The organism is Halomonas sp. MES3-P3E, from assembly GCF_002836035.1.
GTDB classification, from domain to species: domain Bacteria; phylum Pseudomonadota; class Gammaproteobacteria; order Pseudomonadales; family Halomonadaceae; genus Vreelandella; species Vreelandella arctica.
On record NZ_PJBT01000187.1, the window covers coordinates 79661 to 99713 of the forward strand.

Annotated in this window: 20 protein-coding genes; 6 read left to right on the forward strand and 14 right to left on the reverse strand. The window is 55.9% G+C overall.

The window, feature by feature from the left end; translation table 11 throughout:
* Positions 1 to 41: 41 nt before the first annotated feature.
* Positions 42 to 1052, reverse strand: a complete 1011-nt coding sequence (locus CXF87_RS17050) for a DctP family TRAP transporter solute-binding subunit (protein WP_101147493.1) — start codon at positions 1050 to 1052, stop codon at positions 42 to 44.
* A 279-nt stretch (positions 1053 to 1331) separates the two neighbouring features.
* Between CXF87_RS17050 and CXF87_RS17055 the strand changes: the two genes are divergently transcribed.
* On the forward strand, positions 1332 to 2066 hold the full coding sequence (locus tag CXF87_RS17055) for a ParA family protein (protein ID WP_101147494.1): 735 nt from the start codon (positions 1332 to 1334) through the stop codon (positions 2064 to 2066).
* 45 nt (positions 2067 to 2111) lie between these two features.
* Positions 2112 to 2972 (forward strand): DMT family transporter, encoded by an 861-nt coding sequence (locus CXF87_RS17060; RefSeq protein ID WP_101147495.1) that lies wholly within the window; start codon positions 2112 to 2114, stop codon positions 2970 to 2972.
* Here the strand turns inward: CXF87_RS17060 and CXF87_RS17065 are convergent.
* The 7 genes from CXF87_RS17065 to CXF87_RS17095 form a co-directional block, all read right to left on the reverse strand.
* Complete coding sequence (locus CXF87_RS17065) at positions 2969 to 3499, reverse strand: DUF192 domain-containing protein (RefSeq protein ID WP_101147496.1); 531 nt, start codon at positions 3497 to 3499, stop codon at positions 2969 to 2971. The genes CXF87_RS17060 and CXF87_RS17065 overlap by 4 nt on opposite strands.
* A gap of 2 nt (positions 3500 to 3501) precedes the next feature.
* A complete protein-coding gene (locus CXF87_RS17070) occupies positions 3502 to 4680 on the reverse strand; it encodes an ABC transporter ATP-binding protein (RefSeq protein ID WP_101147497.1) in 1179 nt (392 codons plus the stop codon).
* Positions 4643 to 5311 carry a molybdate ABC transporter permease subunit gene (gene modB / locus CXF87_RS17075; RefSeq protein WP_008956011.1) on the reverse strand — a complete coding sequence of 223 codons (669 nt, stop codon included), beginning with the start codon at positions 5309 to 5311 and terminating at the stop codon, positions 4643 to 4645. Before modB ends, CXF87_RS17070 begins: the two co-directional genes overlap by 38 nt.
* Before the next feature lie 13 nt (positions 5312 to 5324).
* A complete protein-coding gene (gene modA, locus CXF87_RS17080) occupies positions 5325 to 6116 on the reverse strand; it encodes a molybdate ABC transporter substrate-binding protein (protein ID WP_101147498.1) in 792 nt (263 codons plus the stop codon).
* A complete protein-coding gene (gene pyk / locus CXF87_RS17085; RefSeq protein ID WP_101147499.1) occupies positions 6094 to 7578 on the reverse strand; it encodes a pyruvate kinase in 1485 nt (494 codons plus the stop codon). Before pyk ends, modA begins: the two co-directional genes overlap by 23 nt.
* A gap of 105 nt (positions 7579 to 7683) precedes the next feature.
* Entirely contained in the window at positions 7684 to 8172 is a 489-nt protein-coding gene (locus CXF87_RS17090) for an ureidoglycolate lyase (protein WP_101147500.1), read from the reverse strand.
* 138 nt (positions 8173 to 8310) lie between these two features.
* On the reverse strand, positions 8311 to 9141 hold the full coding sequence (locus CXF87_RS17095; protein WP_101147501.1) for a bifunctional allantoicase/(S)-ureidoglycine aminohydrolase: 831 nt from the start codon (positions 9139 to 9141) through the stop codon (positions 8311 to 8313).
* Between the two features lie 246 nt (positions 9142 to 9387).
* Between CXF87_RS17095 and CXF87_RS17100 the strand changes: the two genes are divergently transcribed.
* Positions 9388 to 10830: a YfcC family protein gene (locus tag CXF87_RS17100; protein ID WP_101147502.1), complete on the forward strand. Its 1443-nt coding sequence runs from the start codon at positions 9388 to 9390 to the stop codon at positions 10828 to 10830.
* Positions 10831 to 10841: 11 nt separating this feature from the next.
* On the opposite strand, the gene CXF87_RS17105 is transcribed toward CXF87_RS17100, so the two are convergent.
* The 6 genes from CXF87_RS17105 to puuE form a co-directional block, all read right to left on the reverse strand.
* Positions 10842 to 11570: an amino acid ABC transporter ATP-binding protein gene (locus tag CXF87_RS17105; RefSeq protein WP_101147503.1), complete on the reverse strand. Its 729-nt coding sequence runs from the start codon at positions 11568 to 11570 to the stop codon at positions 10842 to 10844.
* Positions 11551 to 12207 (reverse strand): amino acid ABC transporter permease, encoded by a 657-nt coding sequence (locus tag CXF87_RS17110; protein WP_101147504.1) that lies wholly within the window; start codon positions 12205 to 12207, stop codon positions 11551 to 11553. Before CXF87_RS17110 ends, CXF87_RS17105 begins: the two co-directional genes overlap by 20 nt.
* The gene (locus CXF87_RS17115; protein ID WP_101147505.1) at positions 12204 to 12881 is read right to left on the reverse strand and encodes an amino acid ABC transporter permease; all 678 of its coding nucleotides are present in this window, start codon (positions 12879 to 12881) and stop codon (positions 12204 to 12206) included. The genes CXF87_RS17110 and CXF87_RS17115 overlap by 4 nt, the downstream gene beginning before the upstream one ends.
* An 8-nt stretch (positions 12882 to 12889) precedes the next feature.
* Positions 12890 to 13744, reverse strand: a complete 855-nt coding sequence (locus CXF87_RS17120) for a transporter substrate-binding domain-containing protein (protein ID WP_198556126.1) — start codon at positions 13742 to 13744, stop codon at positions 12890 to 12892.
* Between the two features lie 338 nt (positions 13745 to 14082).
* Positions 14083 to 14958: a MurR/RpiR family transcriptional regulator gene (locus CXF87_RS17125; protein WP_101147506.1), complete on the reverse strand. Its 876-nt coding sequence runs from the start codon at positions 14956 to 14958 to the stop codon at positions 14083 to 14085.
* A 22-nt stretch (positions 14959 to 14980) separates the two neighbouring features.
* Positions 14981 to 15916: an allantoinase PuuE gene (puuE, locus tag CXF87_RS17130; protein ID WP_101147507.1), complete on the reverse strand. Its 936-nt coding sequence runs from the start codon at positions 15914 to 15916 to the stop codon at positions 14981 to 14983.
* A gap of 319 nt (positions 15917 to 16235) precedes the next feature.
* Here puuE and CXF87_RS17135 point away from each other — a divergent pair, with 319 nt between their 5' ends.
* From CXF87_RS17135 to CXF87_RS17145, 3 genes are all read left to right on the forward strand, one after another.
* Positions 16236 to 16991, forward strand: coding sequence for an aspartate/glutamate racemase family protein (locus CXF87_RS17135; protein WP_101147508.1), 756 nt, complete (start codon positions 16236 to 16238; stop codon positions 16989 to 16991).
* Between the two features lie 179 nt (positions 16992 to 17170).
* Positions 17171 to 18529 carry an NCS1 family transporter gene (locus CXF87_RS17140; protein WP_101147509.1) on the forward strand — a complete coding sequence of 453 codons (1359 nt, stop codon included), beginning with the start codon at positions 17171 to 17173 and terminating at the stop codon, positions 18527 to 18529.
* Positions 18530 to 18558: 29 nt separating this feature from the next.
* The gene (locus CXF87_RS17145; protein ID WP_101147510.1) at positions 18559 to 20028 is read left to right on the forward strand and encodes an NCS1 family nucleobase:cation symporter-1; all 1470 of its coding nucleotides are present in this window, start codon (positions 18559 to 18561) and stop codon (positions 20026 to 20028) included.
* Positions 20029 to 20053: the final 25 nt, after the last annotated feature.

Here is a 20053-nt window from a genome sequence, read left to right on the forward strand (position 1 = left end):
CTCCCAGCCTTGAGGGCCGGGAGTTAGAACAACATAGGTAATTAACGTGCGTCGATAGCCGTTTGTGCGGCGTTGACCACTTCTTCACCAATGCGCGGCGCCCATTTCTCATAAACGGACTGTGTCGCATCGACAAACGCCTGGTACTGCTCATCAGAAAGCTCGGTCACCGTCACACCGCGCTCTTGAATCGCCGCTAAGCGTTCGCTCTCCTCTTCACGGGTCATGGCGATTTCCCACTCACCAGCTTCCTTGGCGGTTTCACGCAGCATGGTTTGCTGCTCTTCATCGAGCGACTGCCAAACCTGCTGGTTAACGGCAAAAATCAGCGGATCATTCATGTAGTTCCAGAGTGTTAAATGCTCTTGGCCCACTTGATCAATACGCGCCACGTCAAACACCGAAAGCGGGTTTTCCTGGCCATCTACCGCACCAGTCGTTAACGCTGGCTGAGCATCGGTCCAGCTCATTTGGGTGGGATCGGCGCCCAGTGCTGAGAACGTATCCTGGAACAACGGCGAACCCACCACACGAATCTTCAGACCATCCAAGTCATCCGGCTGGCTGATTGGCCCGCGCGAATTGGAAACCTGGCGGAAACCGTTTTCACCCCAGGCTAACGGGATAACCCCACGTGATTCGATTGCTTCAAACACTAGCCCCCCCGCTTCACCACCGGTGACCGCATCCACGGCGGCTTCATCGGGAATGAAAAACGGTAAGGAGAACAAATTGAGTTCCGGCACCTGGGGCGACCAGTTAATCGTCGAGCCCACAGCAGCGTCGATTAGACCAGAACGCATAGCGGAAAATTCGCGGGTTTGGTCGCCGGAAACCAGTTGAGAGTTGGGGTAAACGCGCAGCGTGAGTTCACCACCGCTGCGTTCCTCGACCAATTCTGCCCACTTCTCCGCCGCCTGACCCCAGGGGAAAGCGTCAGACAAAACGGTAGAAACCGAGAGTTCACGAGCTTGTGCTGATAGAGAAGCGGAAAGCAGTGCCGCACCGGCCAAGCCGGCAGTGAAACGAGCCATTGAGCGTGTAAGCGTCATAGTAGATCCTTTTTTATCGATTTTTATGGTGACTTTATTAGGAGGTCTATCACTGTATCGCCTAAATAACGGTGCGCATTGCGTGCATGTTGGCGATAAGCACTCCATTGTAGGTATTCTTGAGGGGAAGGAAAGCCATTCTATCGGCTATTAATGACCGACTTTCGGCGTGTATCACAGCGGTGTGACGCTACTACCACCGCCGCCGTCATAGAAACGTCACGTATCCGTGTGGGCCAATCGGTTAGACTAAAACAGTTACCAATCAAGGAGTTTCCCATGCAGATGCTGGCGCTTTACAGTATCAAGGGCGGCGTGGGCAAGACCGCCTCCGCCGTCAATCTCGCCGCTGAAGCGGCACGCGACGGCAAGCGAGTGTTGCTGTGGGATATTGACCCCCAGGCAGCCACCACCTTCTACCTGCGCAGCAAACCCAAAGTGCGCGGTGGTGTCGACAAACTGGTCAAGGGCAAGGCCGACCTTGATCGGGCGATCCGCGAGACCGACATTGAAGGGCTCGACCTGCTGCCTGCGGCGCTGGGCTCACGCGACCTGGAAGCGTCGATGGAAACCCGCAAGCCTAGTCGACTGCGCAAGATCCTCAAGCCAGTAATGACCAGTTACGACCTGGTGATACTCGACTGCCCGCCGAGCTTGTCGGCGCTCGCCGACCAGATATTCTCCAGCGTCGATGCCCTACTGGTGCCGGTGGTGCCGACGACCCTGTCTTTGCGCACCCTCGAGCAACTGGACACTCACCTGGACGCGGTCGAGCAGGCTTGCCCAATCTGGCCGTTCGTAACCCTCGCCGACCGCCGCAAAACCCTCCACCGCGAGGTGATGGAGAGTCTCAGCGAGCGCTGGCCGAGGCGCTTGTCCACGACCGTGCCAAACGCTAGTGCGGTCGAGCGCATGGGTGTCGAACGCGCGCCGGTCGGGCATTTCGCCCGCAGCAGTCCAGGCGGTCGCGCCTACGCTGCACTGTGGCGAGAGATCGCGCAGCGTATGCAATGACGCTCGTTTTCATCTAGCAAAAAACATCAATGAACGGACATCAATGTGCCCCTACGCGACCTGCTGCTTGGCCTATTTGTTATCGTCATTTGGGCGCTGAATATCATTGTGATCAAGGTCGGTGTGGTGGAGTTGCCGCCGCTGTTGATGACCACGCTGCGCTTTATGCTGGTCGCGGTGCTGCTGGTGCCCTTCTACCCGGTAGCGCGGGCACAGCTGCCGTTTTTGCTGCTGTTATCCATCACCTTCGGCAGTCTCCACTTTGCCCTGCTATTTATTGGCTTGGGGCAGGCCGAAGCAGGCACTGGGGCGCTGTTGGTACAAATGGGTACGCCTTTTGCGACGCTGCTAGCCGTGGTATTTCTTAAAGAGAAGCTGGGACCCAAACGTATCGCGGGGCTGCTACTCTCGTTTGCCGGAGTGATCGTGCTCGCCGGAGGGCCCACACTGCCTTCGCCTCTGCCGCTCAGTATTTTATTGATGAGCGCTCTCGGTTGGGCGGTATCGCAGCTATTGATTAAACGCGGCCCACCCATCGCCCCCTTAGCGCTTGCAGGTTGGGTGGCGCTATTTGCAGTGCCCCAGGTAGCGCTGGGCTCGTGGCTGTTTGAAAGCGGTCAGTGGCAGGCGATGCGGCAGGCAAGCTGGGTAGGCTGGGGGGCGATGGTGTACACCGCGGTCATGTCATCGATTGTGGCTTACGGGATTTGGTACGCGCTGTTGCGCCGCCATCCGGTTAATCGCGTAGTACCCATGACGCTGCTCGTACCGGTATTGGCGGTCGGCCTAGGCGCGCTATTGATGGGCGACAGCCTAGGCTTTCATAAACTGGTGGGCGGTGGCTTAGTAGTCGCGGGTATCGCTCTGATTGTGCTGAAGTTTCGCCGCAACCCTCGCCCCGCTTAATTCGCAGGTTGGCAGAAACCGGCTTCTTCAGGGATAGACACACAGTCACCTACTTTGATGCCGCGCTCGGCAAAGTAGCCGCCATTAACCTCTAGCGCTGAATGATACGTCGCACCCGCTGGATAAGAGGGGCACTCACTCGGCGAAGTAGATTCGCAGGGCTGCATGGTGTTGATCGCCACGATATGGCCATTCGCATCGATAAAAGCAATGTCGAGAGGAATCAACGTGTTATACATCCAAAAGGCATTGTTGGCCGATTGCTCATTCTCAAAACGAAATAGCATGCCCTGCGCTTTCGGCAGGCTCTCACGCCCCATCAATCCGCGCTGTCGCTGAGAGGATGTTTCTGCCACCTCGACCTCTAAACGGTGCGGCCCGCCCTCGCTATGAATAGCCAGCGCCAGCGTCTGCATCTCTTTCGTTGCCTGCCCCCAGGCAAACGAGCTGAGTAACGACATCGGCAACAGCGCCGCCAGCGGTAACAGTAACGATGCTTTAAGCAGCGTGCGACGCGTGTGATCCATGCTTACTTCCTTTTGTCATGCGCATCTGCGCGAACTCGGTGGCCTGGCAACAGGTGTATTCCTGCCGCCAGCAGTGAAACATTCACCACTGCCCCGCGGGTTAACTGATTGCGACGTGCAGCATGGGTGGCAATGTCGAAACGTAACATATCACCGTGGTCAACGCTTAAGGAAACTGACGTAATGCCACCCAACACCACTACCTCACTGACCGTGGCAGCCAGCGGGTTTTCCCGCTCGCCTTGCGAAGGCCGATCACGACGGTGAAGCACAATATCGGAAGGCGGCAAATACCAGGCCACGGTCTCTCCCAGTGGCAGGTTGGTAAGTCCTTCAGCGACTTCCAGGTAAGTTTTCCCCCACTGCAGGCGACGCTGGCCTTCTAACTCTACGACGGTGCCTTCAAAGAGATTATGGCGGTCCAGCAAGCGTGCTACTAGCGGCGTGGCTGGGCGACTGAACAGCACCTCGGGCGAACCCTGCTGAAGGCTTACGCCGTTATGCAACACGCAGATTTGATCCGCCAGTGCCGTGGCTTCTTCCAGGTCATGCGTTACCAGCACGATGGGAATCTCGATTTGCTGGCGGAGCAGTGCCAGTTCGCGCTGCAAACGCCGACGGGTCACTTGATCCACCGCTGAAAACGGTTCATCGAGCAACAGCACTTTCGGATCGCGGGCCAAGGCGCGGGCTAGCGCGACACGCTGGCGTTGCCCACCGGAAAGCGCGTTGGGGTAGCGCTTGCCCAGCCCGTCTAAACGCACCTTGGCCAGCCACTGTTCCGCTTGTTCTCGGCGCTGAGGTTGAGGCAGATGACGCAGCGGCAGTTGAATATTTTCTAACGCGGTTAAGTGGGGAAACAGCGCATAGTCCTGAAACACCATGCCGACTTGCCGACGCTGGGGCGGAAGTGAATGCTTACGTTCAGCATCAAACCAAACGTCGCCAGCGCATTCCACACGCCCATTTTGAGGGCGATAAAGCCCGGCAATAGTCCGCAGCAGAGTGGTTTTCCCGCTGCCCGACGGCCCTACCAGCGCCAGCAGTTCGCCGGGTTGGCAGATAAACTCGGCGGCCAGCGGAATCGGCCCCGTTTGGTGGACCGCCACGCCTAGTCCTTCGATCGGCCCGGTGATGCGCGAATTAGCCACGTACCCACCGCCTGCGCCCGGCCAGTCCATAGACAAGCCCCAAGGTAATAAACGACACCAACAGCAACAGCGCCGACATCTGTGCCGCGCCCTGTTCGTCAAAGGCTTGAACGCGATCATAGATGGCAATGGCAAGGGTGCGGGTTTCGCCATCAATAGCGCCCCCCACCATCAAGATGACGCCGAATTCGCCCAGCGTATGGGCAAACGTTAGCGCTGCCGCGGACATAATGCCTGGCCATACCAAGGGCAGTTCGATACGCAGCAGCGTTTGCCAGGGGCTCAAGCCGCTGCACCAGGCCGCTTCTCGTAGGTTGTGGGGCACATGTTCAAAGGCGCGCTGAATGGGCTGCACGGCAAACGGCAGATTGGCGATCAGTGAGGCCAGTAATATGCCTGTGAAGGTAAAATTCAGCCCGCTGCCGGTCATTTCTGCCCAAAACGAACCCACCGGCGCATCGCGGCCAAAGCTCAACAGCAGATAAAAGCCCAGTACGGTAGGCGGCAGTACCAGCGGGAGGGCAATCAGCGCTTCGCATAGACCTTTGCCCCGGAAACGCGCGTAGGCCAGGGCGCGGCCTAGCCAAATAGCGATGGGGATAAGTAGTAAGCAGGTAAAGCCTGCAAGGCGTAGCGAGACTGAGAGTGCCGACCAATCCATTAAGAGCCATCCATTATTCAACGCTAAAACCGTAGCGGCGCAAGATGGATTGCCCTTCGTCTTGCTGTAACCAGTGATAAAAATTACTGGCCACTTCTCCCGCCTGATTAGTCAACACCATGCGTTGTCGAAGCGAGCTATGCCAGCCCTCAGGGATGAGTGCGTACTCACTTCGCTCACTAAGCGCAGGCGCTAAGGCCAAGGAATAAGCCACCAGACCACCGCGCGCATCGTCGGAAAGCGCAAACTGCGCCGCTTGTGAGACATTTTCGCCCAGCACTCGCAGCGGCTCGGTTTGCTGCCAAAGCCCAGCGTGCTCAAGCGCCTGCTGCGCCGCCACGCCATAAGGCGCGTGCTCAGGATTCGCCAGGGCGATACGTTCCGTAGTTCCTTGTGCTTCCAGCGCGGCCTCTACCCCAGTAAGCGGCGCATCAGCACTGGGCAAATCACCGCGCCCGGCGCGCTGCAGCCACACTAACCGACCAATGGCGTAAATAACGCCCTCGTCTTGGGTGTGGCCCTCTTTATAAAGCGCCTGAACATAACGCTCATCAGCAGAAAGATACAGTTCGAAAGGTGCGCCTTGGGCGATTTGGCGACGGAAGTTGCCCGACGAACCAAAGTTTAGCCGCAGCGCGTGGCCTGTTTCTTGTTGAAACTGCTCCGCGGCCTCCGTCAGCGCAAACTGCAGATCAGAGGCCGCCGCCACAATAGGAGGTCCCCCCGCTGCTGCGGGGGAACCTGTTAATAGCAAGCAGACCAGCAGCAGCCCGCGAGCTACATTAGCTGTTGCTAGGCTCAGCATGCTGATCGGTAATCTCCATCACCTTCATGGTATTGGTACCGCCATGAGCGTTCATATGGTCGCCGCGGGTAAGGATCACGTGATCCCCTGCCTTGGAGATACCGGTCTTCACCAGCAGTTCCAGCGCACGGTCGTTTAGCTCGGTGGGTGTCATATCAGAGGTATCGAACGGCAGCGAAACGACCCCACGGTAGAGTGCCATGCGGCGCTGAGCGATGGGGTTATGCGCCAAGCCAACAATCGGCAGGCCGGAACGAATGCGCGACGCGATCAATGGCGTATAGCCAGATGAGGTCATGCAGGCAATGGCTGTGACGCCGGTCATGTGGTTGGCCGCGTACATAGCGGAAAGCGCAATGGTTTCGTCTGGGCGGGTAAAGCCTTCATGAATGCGGTGGCCGGATTCCTGGGCAGATTTCTCCCGCTCAGCGCCCAGGCAAACACGCGACATCGCTTCGACGGTTTCCAAGGGATAGTCACCCGCGGCGGTTTCCGCTGAGAGCATGACCGCATCGCTGCCATCCAATACCGCGTTAGCGACGTCAAAGACTTCGGCACGCGTAGGTAGCGGCGCTGAAATCATGCTTTCCATCATCTGTGTGGCAGTAATGACAGCACGGTTGAGCGAGCGGGCGCGCTTGATCATGCGTTTCTGAACGCCCACCAGCTTAGCATCGCCAATTTCCACACCTAGATCGCCGCGCGCCACCATGACTGCTTCAGACGCTTCGATAATGCCGTCCAGGGTGGCGTCATCAGCGACCGCTTCAGCGCGCTCGACCTTGGCGACTAGGCCAATTTCCTTACCCGCTTCGCCCAGTAAACGGCGTGCTTCCAGCATGTCTTCGGCATGACGAGGGAAGGAAATGGCTAGATAGTCGACGCCAATATCAACAGCGGTTTTGAGGTCTTCCTTGTCTTTCTCGGTCAACGCCGGGGCGGAGAGGCCGCCGCCCTGCTTGTTGATGCCTTTATGGTTGGAGAGCTTGCCGCCCACAACCACGGTGGTATGAACCTGTTGTCCTTCAACGCGAGCCACATCCAGCACCAAACGTCCGTCATCTAGCAGCAGGCGGTCACCGGCGACCACATCTTGTGACAAGGTTTTATAGTCACAACCCACTTGGTGGATATCACCGGCATCGCCGTCGAGTTCCATATCGAGAATGAACGGCTGGCCTTCTTTAAGCACTACGGAGCCATCTCTAAACCGTGCAATGCGGATCTTGGGGCCTTGGAGGTCGCCTAGAGCCGCTACGCTGCGGCCCAGTTTGGCGGCAATTTCACGCACCTCGGTTAACCGGCGGCGGTGATCATCGGCGGTACCGTGAGAGAAATTAAGACGCACCACATCAACACCCGCCTTGAGCATGGCCTCCAATACGCCTTCACGGTCGCTGGCAGGCCCAAGGGTGGCGACAATTTTGGTACGACGGATCGTAGAGAAGTGCAGTGCGTTCATAATATTCCAACCATGCTAATGAGCGTGTAGTGACTTTGTTTAATAACACTAGCTTATCAGTTTAACGCGTTCTATATGACAGCCCTGCAACACGAAATGTACGTATTATTCCAACATAACGGTCATTGCCAGGGGAAACTCATCGCAGTTATTGCCATCGCCGCCCCGATCCACCACCAAGAACTCGCCCTCACGTTCTAGCACTGACTGGATGGCGTGCCAAGTGCCTGCACAGTAATTCACGCCTTGGCGGCCATCGGTCACAAAAGCACGCACTTCGTCAGGATTGATATGTTCCCCGGGCGGCGCCACTACAACGATAAAACGTTCCTGATGCAGCGGCATAAACGCTTGGCTGCCCTGGGGGTGACGCTCTAGAAACGTTAGCTCCAGCGGTAGTGTAATCGGCTGGCTCACGAAGATATTAATCAGCGTGCGGGCGTTATCGCCCAAGGTTTCTACCTTAGCCAGATCATGGTGACGCTGGGTGCGCCCGGCGTTAATAGGAAACGACGCGGAAGTACGCGCATCCATCACATCGCCAAAAGGAGAGAAGGCTTCAGCCGTTAGCGGCTCGGCTTTTAGTTCTAGCATAGAGTTATCCTTGAAAGCTGCCCTTGAGATATATCTCAGTCGAGGGTAGGCCTACGAGGAGGCGCTGTGAACCCATCCGTGGGCGCTACCGACGCCATCCTTGGCGTAGGACCTCCTCTTCGGCCTGCCCTCGCCTTTTTATCGTGCATTTAGGCGAAGAGAAGCATGACGATTAACATCTTTATACAACAAATAACGGAACGGCCCTGGGCCAGCGGCGTAGCAAGCCTGGGGGCAGAAGGCGCGTAGCCACATAAAGTCCCCCGCTTCCACCTCGACCCAATTTTGATTCAGGTGATAAACGGCCTTGCCTTCAAGCACGTACAGGCCGTGCTCCATGACATGGGTTTCATCAAAGGGGATCACGCCGCCGGGCTGAAAGGTCACGATATTGACGTGCATATCGTGGCGAACGTCCGCCGGGTCGACAAAACGCGTGGTAGCCCAGCGCCCTTCGGTGCCCGGCATCTCGATCGGCGCAATATCCTGCTCATTGGTGACAAACGCCTTTGGCACCTCAAGCCCTTCCACAAACTCGTACGCCTTGCGTACCCAGTGGAAACGCACCGGCGCGTTAGATTCGTTTCGCACCTGCCAGTTACTACCAGGGGGAATAAACGCATAGCCGCCGGGCTGCATAACGTGGTGCTCGCCTGACAAAGTAAGCGTTAACTCACCTTCCACAATAAACAGCACGCCTTCCGCCTGGGGGTCTGGCTCGGGCTTATCACTACCACCCTGGGGCTGGACTTCCATAATGTACTGGGAGAACGTCTCGGCAAACCCCGACAGCGGCCGCGCCAGCACCCACAACCGGGTGCTTTCCCAAAACGGTAGGTTGCTGGTGACGATATCGCGCATCACCCCTTTAGGAATCAGCGCGTATGCTTCAGTGAATACCGCACGGTCAGCGGTTATTTGGGTTTGCGGCGGGTGCCCGCCGGTAGGGGCGTAGTAGTTAGCTGGCATTTTTTAACCTATATAACGTAGTAAAAACAGGCGATATATGTCTTGTATACAAGATTAGCGAAGCACAATAAAGCAATCTTTAGCAAAGACCTTGTGAAACACTCCTCCCAATAGTAATTTCTTTAGAAACTTTCGTTTCATAATTCCAAGATCATACGAGCATGTCCAAAACAGCAACCTCAACGCGGCATGACGTCCGCTCACCGTTGCTCAGGTCGGCTACTTATAACAAACGCGAGGCATAGCATGACCCAACAAACTCCCTCTTCGCCGGATAGCCGAGCGCCGAAAAAAAGCTGGTGCAGAATCCCGGATATTTACGTGGTGCTGTTCATATTTATCGGCCTGGCCGCGATAGCAACGCATTTTGTACCTGCCGGGCAGTTCGAGCGTGTTCCGGGCCCGAACGGACGAATCACTATTGACCCCACCACTTATGAGCAGATCGCTTCTTCCCCGGTTGGTCTCGTCGATTTCATGCTGGCGATCCCGAATGGCTTGATGAGTGCCGGGGAAGTCGTCTTTTTTACCTTTATGATCGGCGGTATGTTCATGGTGCTAAGGCGCACCGGCATTATTGAAATAGGTGTGGATAAGTTAACGCGCCGCTTTGCGCAAAAGAGCCTGCTCACTATCCCCGTGCTGATGACGGTGTTTGCCCTCATCGCAACCGTTATCGGCACCCAAGAGTTAGCCCTGGTCTATGTGCCGGTCATCTTGCCGTTGATGATTGCCTTGCGCTTTGATTCCGTCACCGCCGCGGCGGTGGCCCTCTGCGCCACCACGGTTGGATTCACAACGGGCGTGCTCAACCCCATCAATACGGGGCTAGGCCAGCAACTCTCAGATCTGCCTCTCTATTCCGGTTATGGCCTGCGCATCATGGCGTTTGTAGTAATGCTGGCCGCGGCCATTTTCTTCGTTATGCGCTACGCCCGCAGTGTGCGCCAGACACCGGCTCTTAGCCTGATGAGCAGCGACGCCACCGAGTCTGAAAAGCGCTCGCTTTATCAGCATGCTGACAATAGCTCAGCCTTAATCGCCACTGCTCGCCAGAAGCTGGCGGCCATCGCCACCTTCGCTTTCTTCGCGGTACTCGTTTATGGCGTACTGCAGCAAGGCTGGTTCATGATGGAAATGGCGGGCCTGTTTATCATCATGGGCATCGTAGTGGGCCTTATTGCGGGCCTCGATACCGACGAAATATGTTCAGGCTTCAACCAGGGCTTCCGCGACGTATTGGTCGGGGCCATGATCGCCGGCGTCGCAAGGGGCGTTGCCGTGATGCTGGAAGATGGCCAGATCATGGACACGCTGGTGTTCGGGCTCGGCAACCTCGTCGGTGGCTTACCCACCCTGCTTTCGGCAATTGGCATGTTCTTCGCTCAGCTAGGTTTTAACTTCATCGTCCCTTCCGGCAGTGGCCAGGCCCTGGTGACGATGCCGCTGATGGCCCCGCTTTCCGACATTATCGGCGTTACTCGTCAAACGTCGGTGCTGGCTTTCCAGCTGGGTGATGGCATCGGCAATATCTTCTACCCAACCTCGGGCTACTTCATGGCGACCCTGGCGCTGGCGGGCGTGCCGTGGCAAAAGTGGGTCAAATTCTTCTTCCCACTTTTTTGCGTCTGGATCGTGATTGCCCTGGGCTTTCTTATTTTCGCCCAGGCAACGCAGTGGACCGGCTAGAAGTGGATCGACTAGAGCACTGCTGAAATAAACTGCTTCAACTCAGGCGTTTGTGGGTTGCTGAACAGTTCGCTGGGGGCGCCCTCTTCGTGGATGCGCCCCTGGTGCATAAACACCACGCGGTCGGCCACATCACGGGCAAAGCTCATCTCGTGGGTGACCAGAATGAGCGTCATGCCCTCGGCCGCCAGCGCTTCCAGTACGCGCAGCACTTCTCCGACCAGTTCTGGGTCGAGCGCTGAAGTCACCTCATCGCACAGCATCACTTTAGGGCGCATGGCCAGCGCCCGAGCGATGGCGACCCGCTGCTGCTGCCCACCAGAGAGCTGCGCCGGGTAAGCATCGTATTTGTCTGAGAGGCCGACTTTCTCAAGCACTTCGCGGGCAATTTTATCGACGTCAGCCTTCTCTTCACCACGCACTACCAGCGGCGCCAAGCAGACGTTTTCACCCACGGTTTTATGGGGAAACAGGTTAAAGCTTTGGAAGACCATGCCGACGTTTTCACTCAGCTCTTTGGGCGACATTGACGCCGCATCCAGCTGCTTATCGGCAATGGTAATCTGGCCGCTGTCATGTTTTTCCAGCTGATTCAGACAACGCAGCAGGGTGCTTTTACCCGAGCCGCTGCGACCAATAATCGCCACCACTTCGCCTTGCGCAACCGAAAGGTTAATACCTTTAAGCACTTCCAGGTCGCCAAAGGCTTTATGAACGTTATCAACGTAAACCAGCGTCATAGAGCTTTTTCTCCAGATAGCGCGCGTAGCAGGAAAGTGGGTAGCACAGCGCGAAGTAAAGCAGAGCCACAAGGGCGAAGATGGTGAAGGGTTCGAAGGTGGCGTTATTAAGCATGGTGCCCGCCTTGGTCAGCTCGACAAAGCCAATGATAGAGGCCAGAGCCGTGCCTTTGATGACCTGCACCGAGAACCCCACCGTGGGCGGAATCGAAAGCCGCAGCGCCTGAGGCAAAATCACATGGCGCATGGTCTGGAAGTAGTTCATCCCTAACACCCGCGATGCGTGCCACTGCCCTTTGGCCACCGCCTCTAAACAGCCGCGCCAGATGTCACATAGGAAAGCACTGGTGAACAGCGTTAGTGCGATGGAAGCCGCCAGCCAGGCAGAGATAGGGCGCCCCATGGCGGCGGCGCCGAAGAAGATCAAGAACAGCTGCATCAATAGCGGCGTGCCTTGGAACAGGTCGACATAAAGAGACGTTAAGCGCTGCAGCCAGCGGTTGCTGGAGAGACGCATAAAGGTCAACAGCAACCCCACCGTCGCACCGCCCACAAAGGCAATCAGCGACAGCACAATCGTCCAGCGGGTTGCCAGCAGCAGGTTGCGTAAAATGTCCCATAAGGTGAACTCAATCATCGTTGCTCTCCTTGCTGATAGGCGAATACGCGCTTACCCACCAGCATAAAGCTGCGCCGCATACCGAAGGCGAGGAGCAAATAGACCAGCGTAATCAGCAGGTAGACTTCAAAGCTGCGGAAGTTGCGTGACTGGATAAAGTTGGCGGCATAGGTCAGATCGAAAACCGAAATCTGCGACACCACCGCCGACCCCAGCATCACGATGATCGACTGACTAATGAGCGCGGGGTAAACGCGCGCAAAAGCAGGCACTAACACCACATGGCGATAACTTTGCAGCGTGGTCATACCCAATGCCCGCCCGGCTTCCAACTGCCCTTTCGCCGTGGCGCTGATACCGGCACGTAGAATCTCGGCGCTGTAAGCGGCCAGGTTGAGCGTCATGGCAATAAACGCTGCAGTAATGGCATCAATTTTGATGCCGAGCCCCGGTAGCCCGAAGAAGATAAAGAACAGTTGCACAATGAAGGGTGTGTTGCGGGTGACTTCGACGTAGCCGCCTAGCCCCCAGCGCACCCATGGCTGCGCATTCACGCGTAAATATGCTACCGCCACTGCCAGCGACAATCCCGTTAAGGTCGTCACCACGGTCAAAATGACCGTGGTGGTAAATCCTTTGAGAAGCTCACTGACGTAGGGCAACAGGGTAAGAAAATCGAGTGTTGGCCCCATGTCGCCCCTCAGCTACCGAAGTTTTCAGGTAGGTCGGCACTGAACCAACGCTGGGACAGCTCATTCAAGGTGCCATCTTCCAGGCCCTGGGCGATCAGGCGATTCACTTCTTCCATCAACGCAGGCTCATTTTTATTCATTCCTACATAGCAGGGTGAATCTTTGAGCTGATAAATCAGCGAGGGCGCACGGTCACTGTTTCGCTCGGCAATCTCAGCGGCGACGACGTTACCGGTGGCGACGTAATCGACCTGGCCGGAAAGAAACGCAGAAATGGTAGTGGCGTTATCTTCAAAGCGCTGCACCGTCGTGGAGTCCGGGGCAATATTGGAAAGCTCCATATCTTCCACGGCGCCGCGGGTTACCCCGACGGTTTTATCGGCCAAGCCTTCTGGGCCTTCCACGCTTTCATCTTCATCAGCGCTGAACACGCCTAGGAAGAACGGTGCGTAGGCATCAGAAAAATCAATCGCCGCTTCGCGCTCAGGATTTTTACCCAGGCTGGAGATCACCAGATCCGCCTGGCCGGTCTGCAAATAGGGAATACGGTTAGCGCTGGTGACGGGGATAATTTCCAGCTCCACGCCCATTTCGTCAGCGAGGTATTGGGCCATATCAATATCGTAGCCCCGAGGCTGCAGGTCGGTGCCTACCGAGCCAAACGGCGGGAAGTCTTGCGGGACAGCCACCCGGATAGTGCCGCGTGATTCGATATCTTCTAGCGCATCCGCCTGAACATTTGGGCTAGTAGTAATAGCGCCGAGGACAACAGCGGCACTCAACCCTGTAGCTAAAATGCCGGACTGCAAGCGCTTAAAGCGGCTCGAAAAAGAGTGATTGAAGCGGTGGGATAGCGATTTCATAAAGATCTCCTGGCAGGCGCATGCTCTGCAAAATCTGGGTTTTGCTAGAGACGCATCGCTGAATAATTAGCAGTGGTGGTCTTGGCGATGGAAGCAAAGCGAATGAAAGCTTTGTTGCATTATTTCTAACAAAGAAACTTTCGTTTCACTTGACCAGCTAATAGCAACAGCGATACCAGAAGTGGCTAACGTTTTTCAGAACAGCAGCTTAGAGAGCATCAAGAACCAAAATGCAGTGACTGACGCATTGAAAAGAAGGGATAAAAGGAGAGTGATGCAACGAGTTGGTGCAGTTTTCAGCGGCCAATACGCTGAGGTGCACCATGAAGAGACTCCAGCTACTGAGCGCTCCAATCCACGCTCATGGTGGGCGCTTCCAACTCACTAAGCTCAGCGTAAACATCGCTGATGGCGCTGATGCGCTCTCGACCTTCTGCAAGACGACGATGCAGAACGCCGTTGGCAATCAGGCAGATCAGGCTATTGGCAGCGGCGTAGCTATCGAAGGCGGAGAGGCTTTCCAGCGGCGTTTCAAAAAACCACGTTACCTGTGAGGCGAAATTGACCGCGGTGGGGTCAGCCAGTAAGGCTACCTTGGCAGGTGAGCGCTCAAGTGCATCGATTAGCGAAGCAAAGGCCGCTGGACGGCGGCGAAAACCAAACAGCACCACCACATCCTGCTCGGTCAGATCGACGATCTCTTCCGCTAACGATTGGTTTGGGTGAGGAACCACCCGCACCTGGGTGCGCGCCTGAATCAACTGCTGGCGAAAATGCAGCGCTAGCGGGTAGCTGTTACGAAAACCGATTACGACCACATGACGCGCGCTATCCAACCGCTCTACCAGCGCAGCAAATTGATCCGCCGCAATGCCGTTCAAGCAGCGCTGCAGATTATCCTGCTCCCGCTGCAAATGACGCTGGAACGGCGCGCCGGCCTCTTCCTGCATGGCGTTAGCGTCGATCACCAAAGGCACGCCCAGGTTACGTAGCTGCCGGGCGTGGTCTTTAACGGTGCGGTAGCTCTCGAACCCCAAGCGCTTGAACAAGCGGCTGACCGTCGATTTGGATACCCCGGTCAAGCGCGCCAAATCAGCGGCACTGTATACCGCTAGATCATCAAAATGATCAAGAATAAAGCTCGCCACCCGCTGCTCTTGAGCAGTTAGCGCGTCAAACTGGGCAGTAATTCGCTGTCCGATATGCGGCGTCATGGCATCCTATTAAGCTGCTTTATTAACGAGTTGCCGGGTGATGTTCCGCCCAGTGACGGGCGATATCGACCCGGCGGGCCACCCAAACGCGGTCGTGGGTTTCGATATAATCCAAAAAGCGCTGCAGCGCGCGAAAACGCCCCGGGCGCCCCAACAAACGACAGTGCATGCCCACCGAGAGCATTTTGGGCGCCTCCTCCCCTTCTGCGTAAAGTACATCAAAGGCATCGCGCAGGTAGGTAAAGAAGTGATCCGCGGTGTTGAAACCTTGCGGCGCGGCGAAGCGCATATCGTTACTGTCCAACGTGTAGGGCACAATCAGATGGTTGTGGTCACTGCCCTGACTATCGGTCACCTGCGTCCAAAAAGGCAAGTCGTCGCCGTAGTAGTCGCTATCGTAAAGGAAACCGCCTTCGTCCAGTACTAGCCGCCGGGTATTGGGGCTATCGCGGCCGGTGTACCAACCTTCGGGCTTTTCACCGTAAAGACGCTGAAAAATTTCCATGGCCTGCTGTAGATGCTCCCGCTCAACATGCTCGGGCACTTCCTGATAGTGAATCCAGCGGTAGCCGTGGCAGGCAATCTCGTGGCCCAGCTCTTTAAAGGCCAGAGCCACATCCGGGTTGCGCTCCAGCGCCATGGCAACGCCAAACACGGTGAGCGGTAGGTCGCGTTTCTCAAACTCGCGCAGAATGCGCCACACCCCGGCGCGGGAGCCATATTCGTAGATCGACTCCATACTCAAGTGGCGATCTGGATAAGCCGGTGCACCGATGATTTCCGACAGAAACTGCTCCGAGCCGGTATCGCCATGCAGCACGCTATTTTCGCCGCCTTCTTCGTAATTAAGCACGAACTGGACGGCAATTTTGGCTTTATTGGGCCAATTGGCGTGAGGCGGATTGCGTCCGTAACCGATCAAATCGCGTGGGTAATGCACCTTGGATGAGGACGACATGGTTAGCTCCTTCAGTCATATTTCTGACCAGCACTGATTAGCTTCTATTCGATGAGCAATGCCAGTGCGGCAACTAATTATTTGTATACAAAATAGCGACATTAATAGCGTACCGCAACGCAGCTGGACGCTAATCATCTGACACCAATAGCCTTTCTCGCTATCAAAACCGTTAAGCCATTGAATCTTGAACAATTGGTCAAACTTTTAGCCTATCACTTTCGTCGTGTATTCGCGGCTAGACCCTTGCGTCTGGCTAGAAACCGCCCTATTTTTGTATACAAGAAAAGTTATATTGTTTACATGCGGATTATTTAACGTGCATATACGAATTATTAACCCTAACACCACGGCCTCGATGACCGCTGCTATTCATCAGGCAGCACAGCAACAGGCATGCGCTGGCACTACCGTAAGCGCTTCCCAGCCTGACGCGGGGCCGGTTTCCATCGAGAGCCATTTTGACGAAGTGGTCAGTGCGGTGGGCGTGGCCGAGGAAGTGCTAAAAGGCGAGCGCGAAGGCGGTATCGATGCTTATGTAGTGGCCTGCTTTGGCGACCCTGGCTTGCTTGCCGCACGAGAACTGACCCGTGCGCCGGTAATTGGGATTGCCGAAGCAGCATTTCATCTGGCCACTCTGGTAAGCACCCGCTTTTCCATCGTCACGACCCTGGGCCGCACCGGCATTATCGCCGAGCATCTACTTCAACAGTACGGCTTTAGTCACCACTGCCGTCGTATACGCGCCGCTGAAATCCCCGTGTTGGATCTTGAGCATCACCCTGACGCGGCGTTTACGCGCATTGTTGAAGAGTGCTGCCGCGCGAGGGATGAAGATGGCATTGGCGCCATCGTTTTAGGCTGCGGCGGCATGGCCAACTTGACCCAACAGATTAGTCACGAAGTGGGCCTGCCGGTAGTAGAAGGTGTTACCGCCGCGCTGAAACTGGCGGAATCGCTGATCAGTTTAGGGCTTTACACCAGTAAGCATGGTGATCTTGCCTACCCACGGCCAAAGACCTTCACCGGTAAGTTTTCTGAACTTTCCAATCTGGATTTACCGCATAAGTCATAACAGCTGAAAAAAGCATAAAAATGACTACAAAGCATTTAATAACAATAGATTAAACAGAATTTCGAAAACTATATTTTAAAAACCAGTACGTCCATTAGCACGCCACGCCGCAAGCGTTGCTTGGGTACTCAACGTACCCAAGCTGCCAATAAAACCGATAATCTTGCGAGGACGACATCATGAGCGCTTCACCCTCGGCTCTTGCGTCAGAAGAACGATCCGATGCTGGATCAAAAGCACTCGGGGCGGAAAGCCTGGCCCCTCAACACACTCGGATTATGGGGCGCGGCTCCTACTTTCTGGCATGGTTCGGCGGCTGCGTTTCCATCGGCACCTTTGCCATGGGCTCCAACGTGGTCGGCACTCTGAACCTGTTACAAGCCACGCTGGCCATTGCCATCGGCTGCTTTGTGATCGGGATTGCCCTGGCCATTAACGGGGCCGCAGGCTACAAGTACGGCATTCCGTTTATGGTGCAGGCGCGCAGCGCATTTGGTTTTACGGGCACGCGCTTACCGGGCTTGGTACGCGCGGTACCGGCGGTTGTGTGGTACGGCTTTCAAAGCTGGATTGGTGCCGGGGCGCTCAATATGGTGTCGGCTACCCTGTTCGGTTTCGACAACCTTATCTTCTACTTCATTACCTTCCAGTTTCTGCAAATCGGCCTGTCGGTGATGGGCTTTCAGGGCATCAAGTGGTTAGAGAATATCGGCAGTGCCTTTATCCTCGCCTCGCTGGTGTATATGTTTTACGCCACGGTGCAACGCTATGGCGATGAGCTTTCCGCCAGTCTACTAACCATGGAAGGCTCCTGGGGCATGCCGTTCTGGGGCGCGACCATGCTGTTCCTGGGCATCTACAGCACCATGATGCTCAACGTCAGCGACTACTCTCGCGAGCATAAAAAGGGCACGGCCCAGAGCCTGCTGACCACCATCTACGCCATGTCGATTCTGCCCTGCACGCTGTTTATGGGCTTGATCGGCTATATGGTCTCCCAGGCTACTGGCACCGCCGATCCTATTCAGGTGTTTGCCAACGCCGTCGACAACACCCCGCTGTTAATGACCACCCTGCTGTTCATCGCCTTTGCCCAGGTCACCACCAACGTGCTTAACAACGTGGTACCGCCGACCTATGTGTTGATGGACGTCTTCAAGATTAAGTTCTCGGTCGCCACGGTGATCGTTGGCTTGCTGGCCTTCGCCACTTTCCCCTGGAAACTGGTTCAGCCGGGTTCTGCGGCAGGCCTCCAGCTGTTTGTACAAACTTACTCTGCTTTCCTAGGCCCTATCTTCGCCATTCTGGTGGTCGATTATTATGTGATTCGTCGTCGCACGCTGGATATCGACAAACTGTATGACGGTAACGGACCTTATCAGGGTATTAACTTGGCCGCTTTCATCGCCACAGCGGTGGGTATTGTGGCGGCGCTCTCTTTCTCGGCGATCTCGTGGTACGCCAGCCTGATCCCCGCCGGTGTTACCTACTATTTGTTGATGAAGTACTGGGCTCCCTGCCAGCGCTTTAGTCAGTAACTCCATTTGCCAACCGAAGAGCTAATAAGATGAAAGAGAGTAACGACGTTAGTGACCTGGATATTAAACACATCGATCCCACGCTCTATAACGAGGATCTGGCGCCGCTTAAACCCCAGGATCGTAACTGGGGCGCCTTTGAGATATTTAACGTTTGGTCTAACGATATCCAGAGCCTGTTTGGTTACACACTCGCTGCCTCACTGTTTTTAACCTACGGCCTGAACGGCTGGGCGGTAATGGCGGCGATTATTCTGGCGGGCGTGATCGTGATGTTTCTGGTCAACCTCACCGGTAAGCCCAGCGTTAAATACGGCATTCCTTTCCCCGTCATGGTGCGTGCCAGCATGGGCGTACGCGGTGCGAACCTGCCCGCGATGCTGCGCGCCATCGTGGGGATATTTTGGTACGGCGTGCAGACCTACTTCGCCTCCACCGCTGTCACCCTACTCATTACCGCCTTTGTGGGCGCAGGCAGCGGCAGCACCTTCCTGGGGCTTTCCGGCGTGGCCTGGGTGTCGTTTGTGATTGTATGGCTGTTTCAGATCGCAATTTTCTGGCAAGGCATTGAACGCATTAAACACTTCTTGAACTGGGCTGGCCCGCTGGTCTACGTAGTGATGTTGGTGCTGATGATCATTGTTTGGTACCAGGCAGGAAGTGAACTGATCCCTGCCATTGGCACCATTTTTAGCGGTGGCAGTGAAACCAGCGGCAGTTCGATCGCGGCCTTTATGGCGATTGTGGGCACCATGGTGGCCTATTTCGCGGCGGTGGTGATCAACTTCGGCGACTTCACCCGCTTTGTGAAAACCGAACGCCAGATGAAGCTGGGCAACCTGCTAGGCTTGCCGCTCAATGTCGCGTTCTTCTCGTTTATCGCACTGATTATTACCGCCGGTACCCTGGTGCTGTTTGGCGAGGCGCTGACCAACCCCGCCGATATCGTTGAACGGGTCGATTCACTGCCGCTAACCATTATCGCCGCGCTAACCTTCTTTGCCGCTACAGTCGGCATCAACCTAGTCGCCAACTTCATTCCACCCGCTTACGATCTGGCCAACCTGTTCCCCAGCAAGATCAGCTTCAAGATGGGCGGTCTGATTACCGCAGTAATCGCGTTCTTTGTCGGCGCACTATGGCTCTCGGTTATCAGCCAGATTGGCGTGCCCGGCTTTGTAAATGCGCTAGGGGCCATCGTCGCGCCTTTCTACGGCATTATCGTGGTCGACTACTACCTGATTAAGCGTCAGCACCTAAACATGCAGGAGCTGTTCTCATCAGCACCGGGCAGCGCCTACTACTATGTAAACGGCTGGAACACCCGCGCGCTTATCGCCTTTGGCGTTGCGGCCCTGTTCTCGCTCTCTACCGTGTTAGTGCCTGCGCTATCCAGCTTGGGCGGCTATGGCTGGCTGATTGGTGCAGGTCTAGGAGGGCTGTTCTACTATGGGTTGATGCGGCAGTTTAAGGCTGCGCCTGCGTATGCTGAGCAGTAGACAAGCGGGTCGTAACTAGCTGATT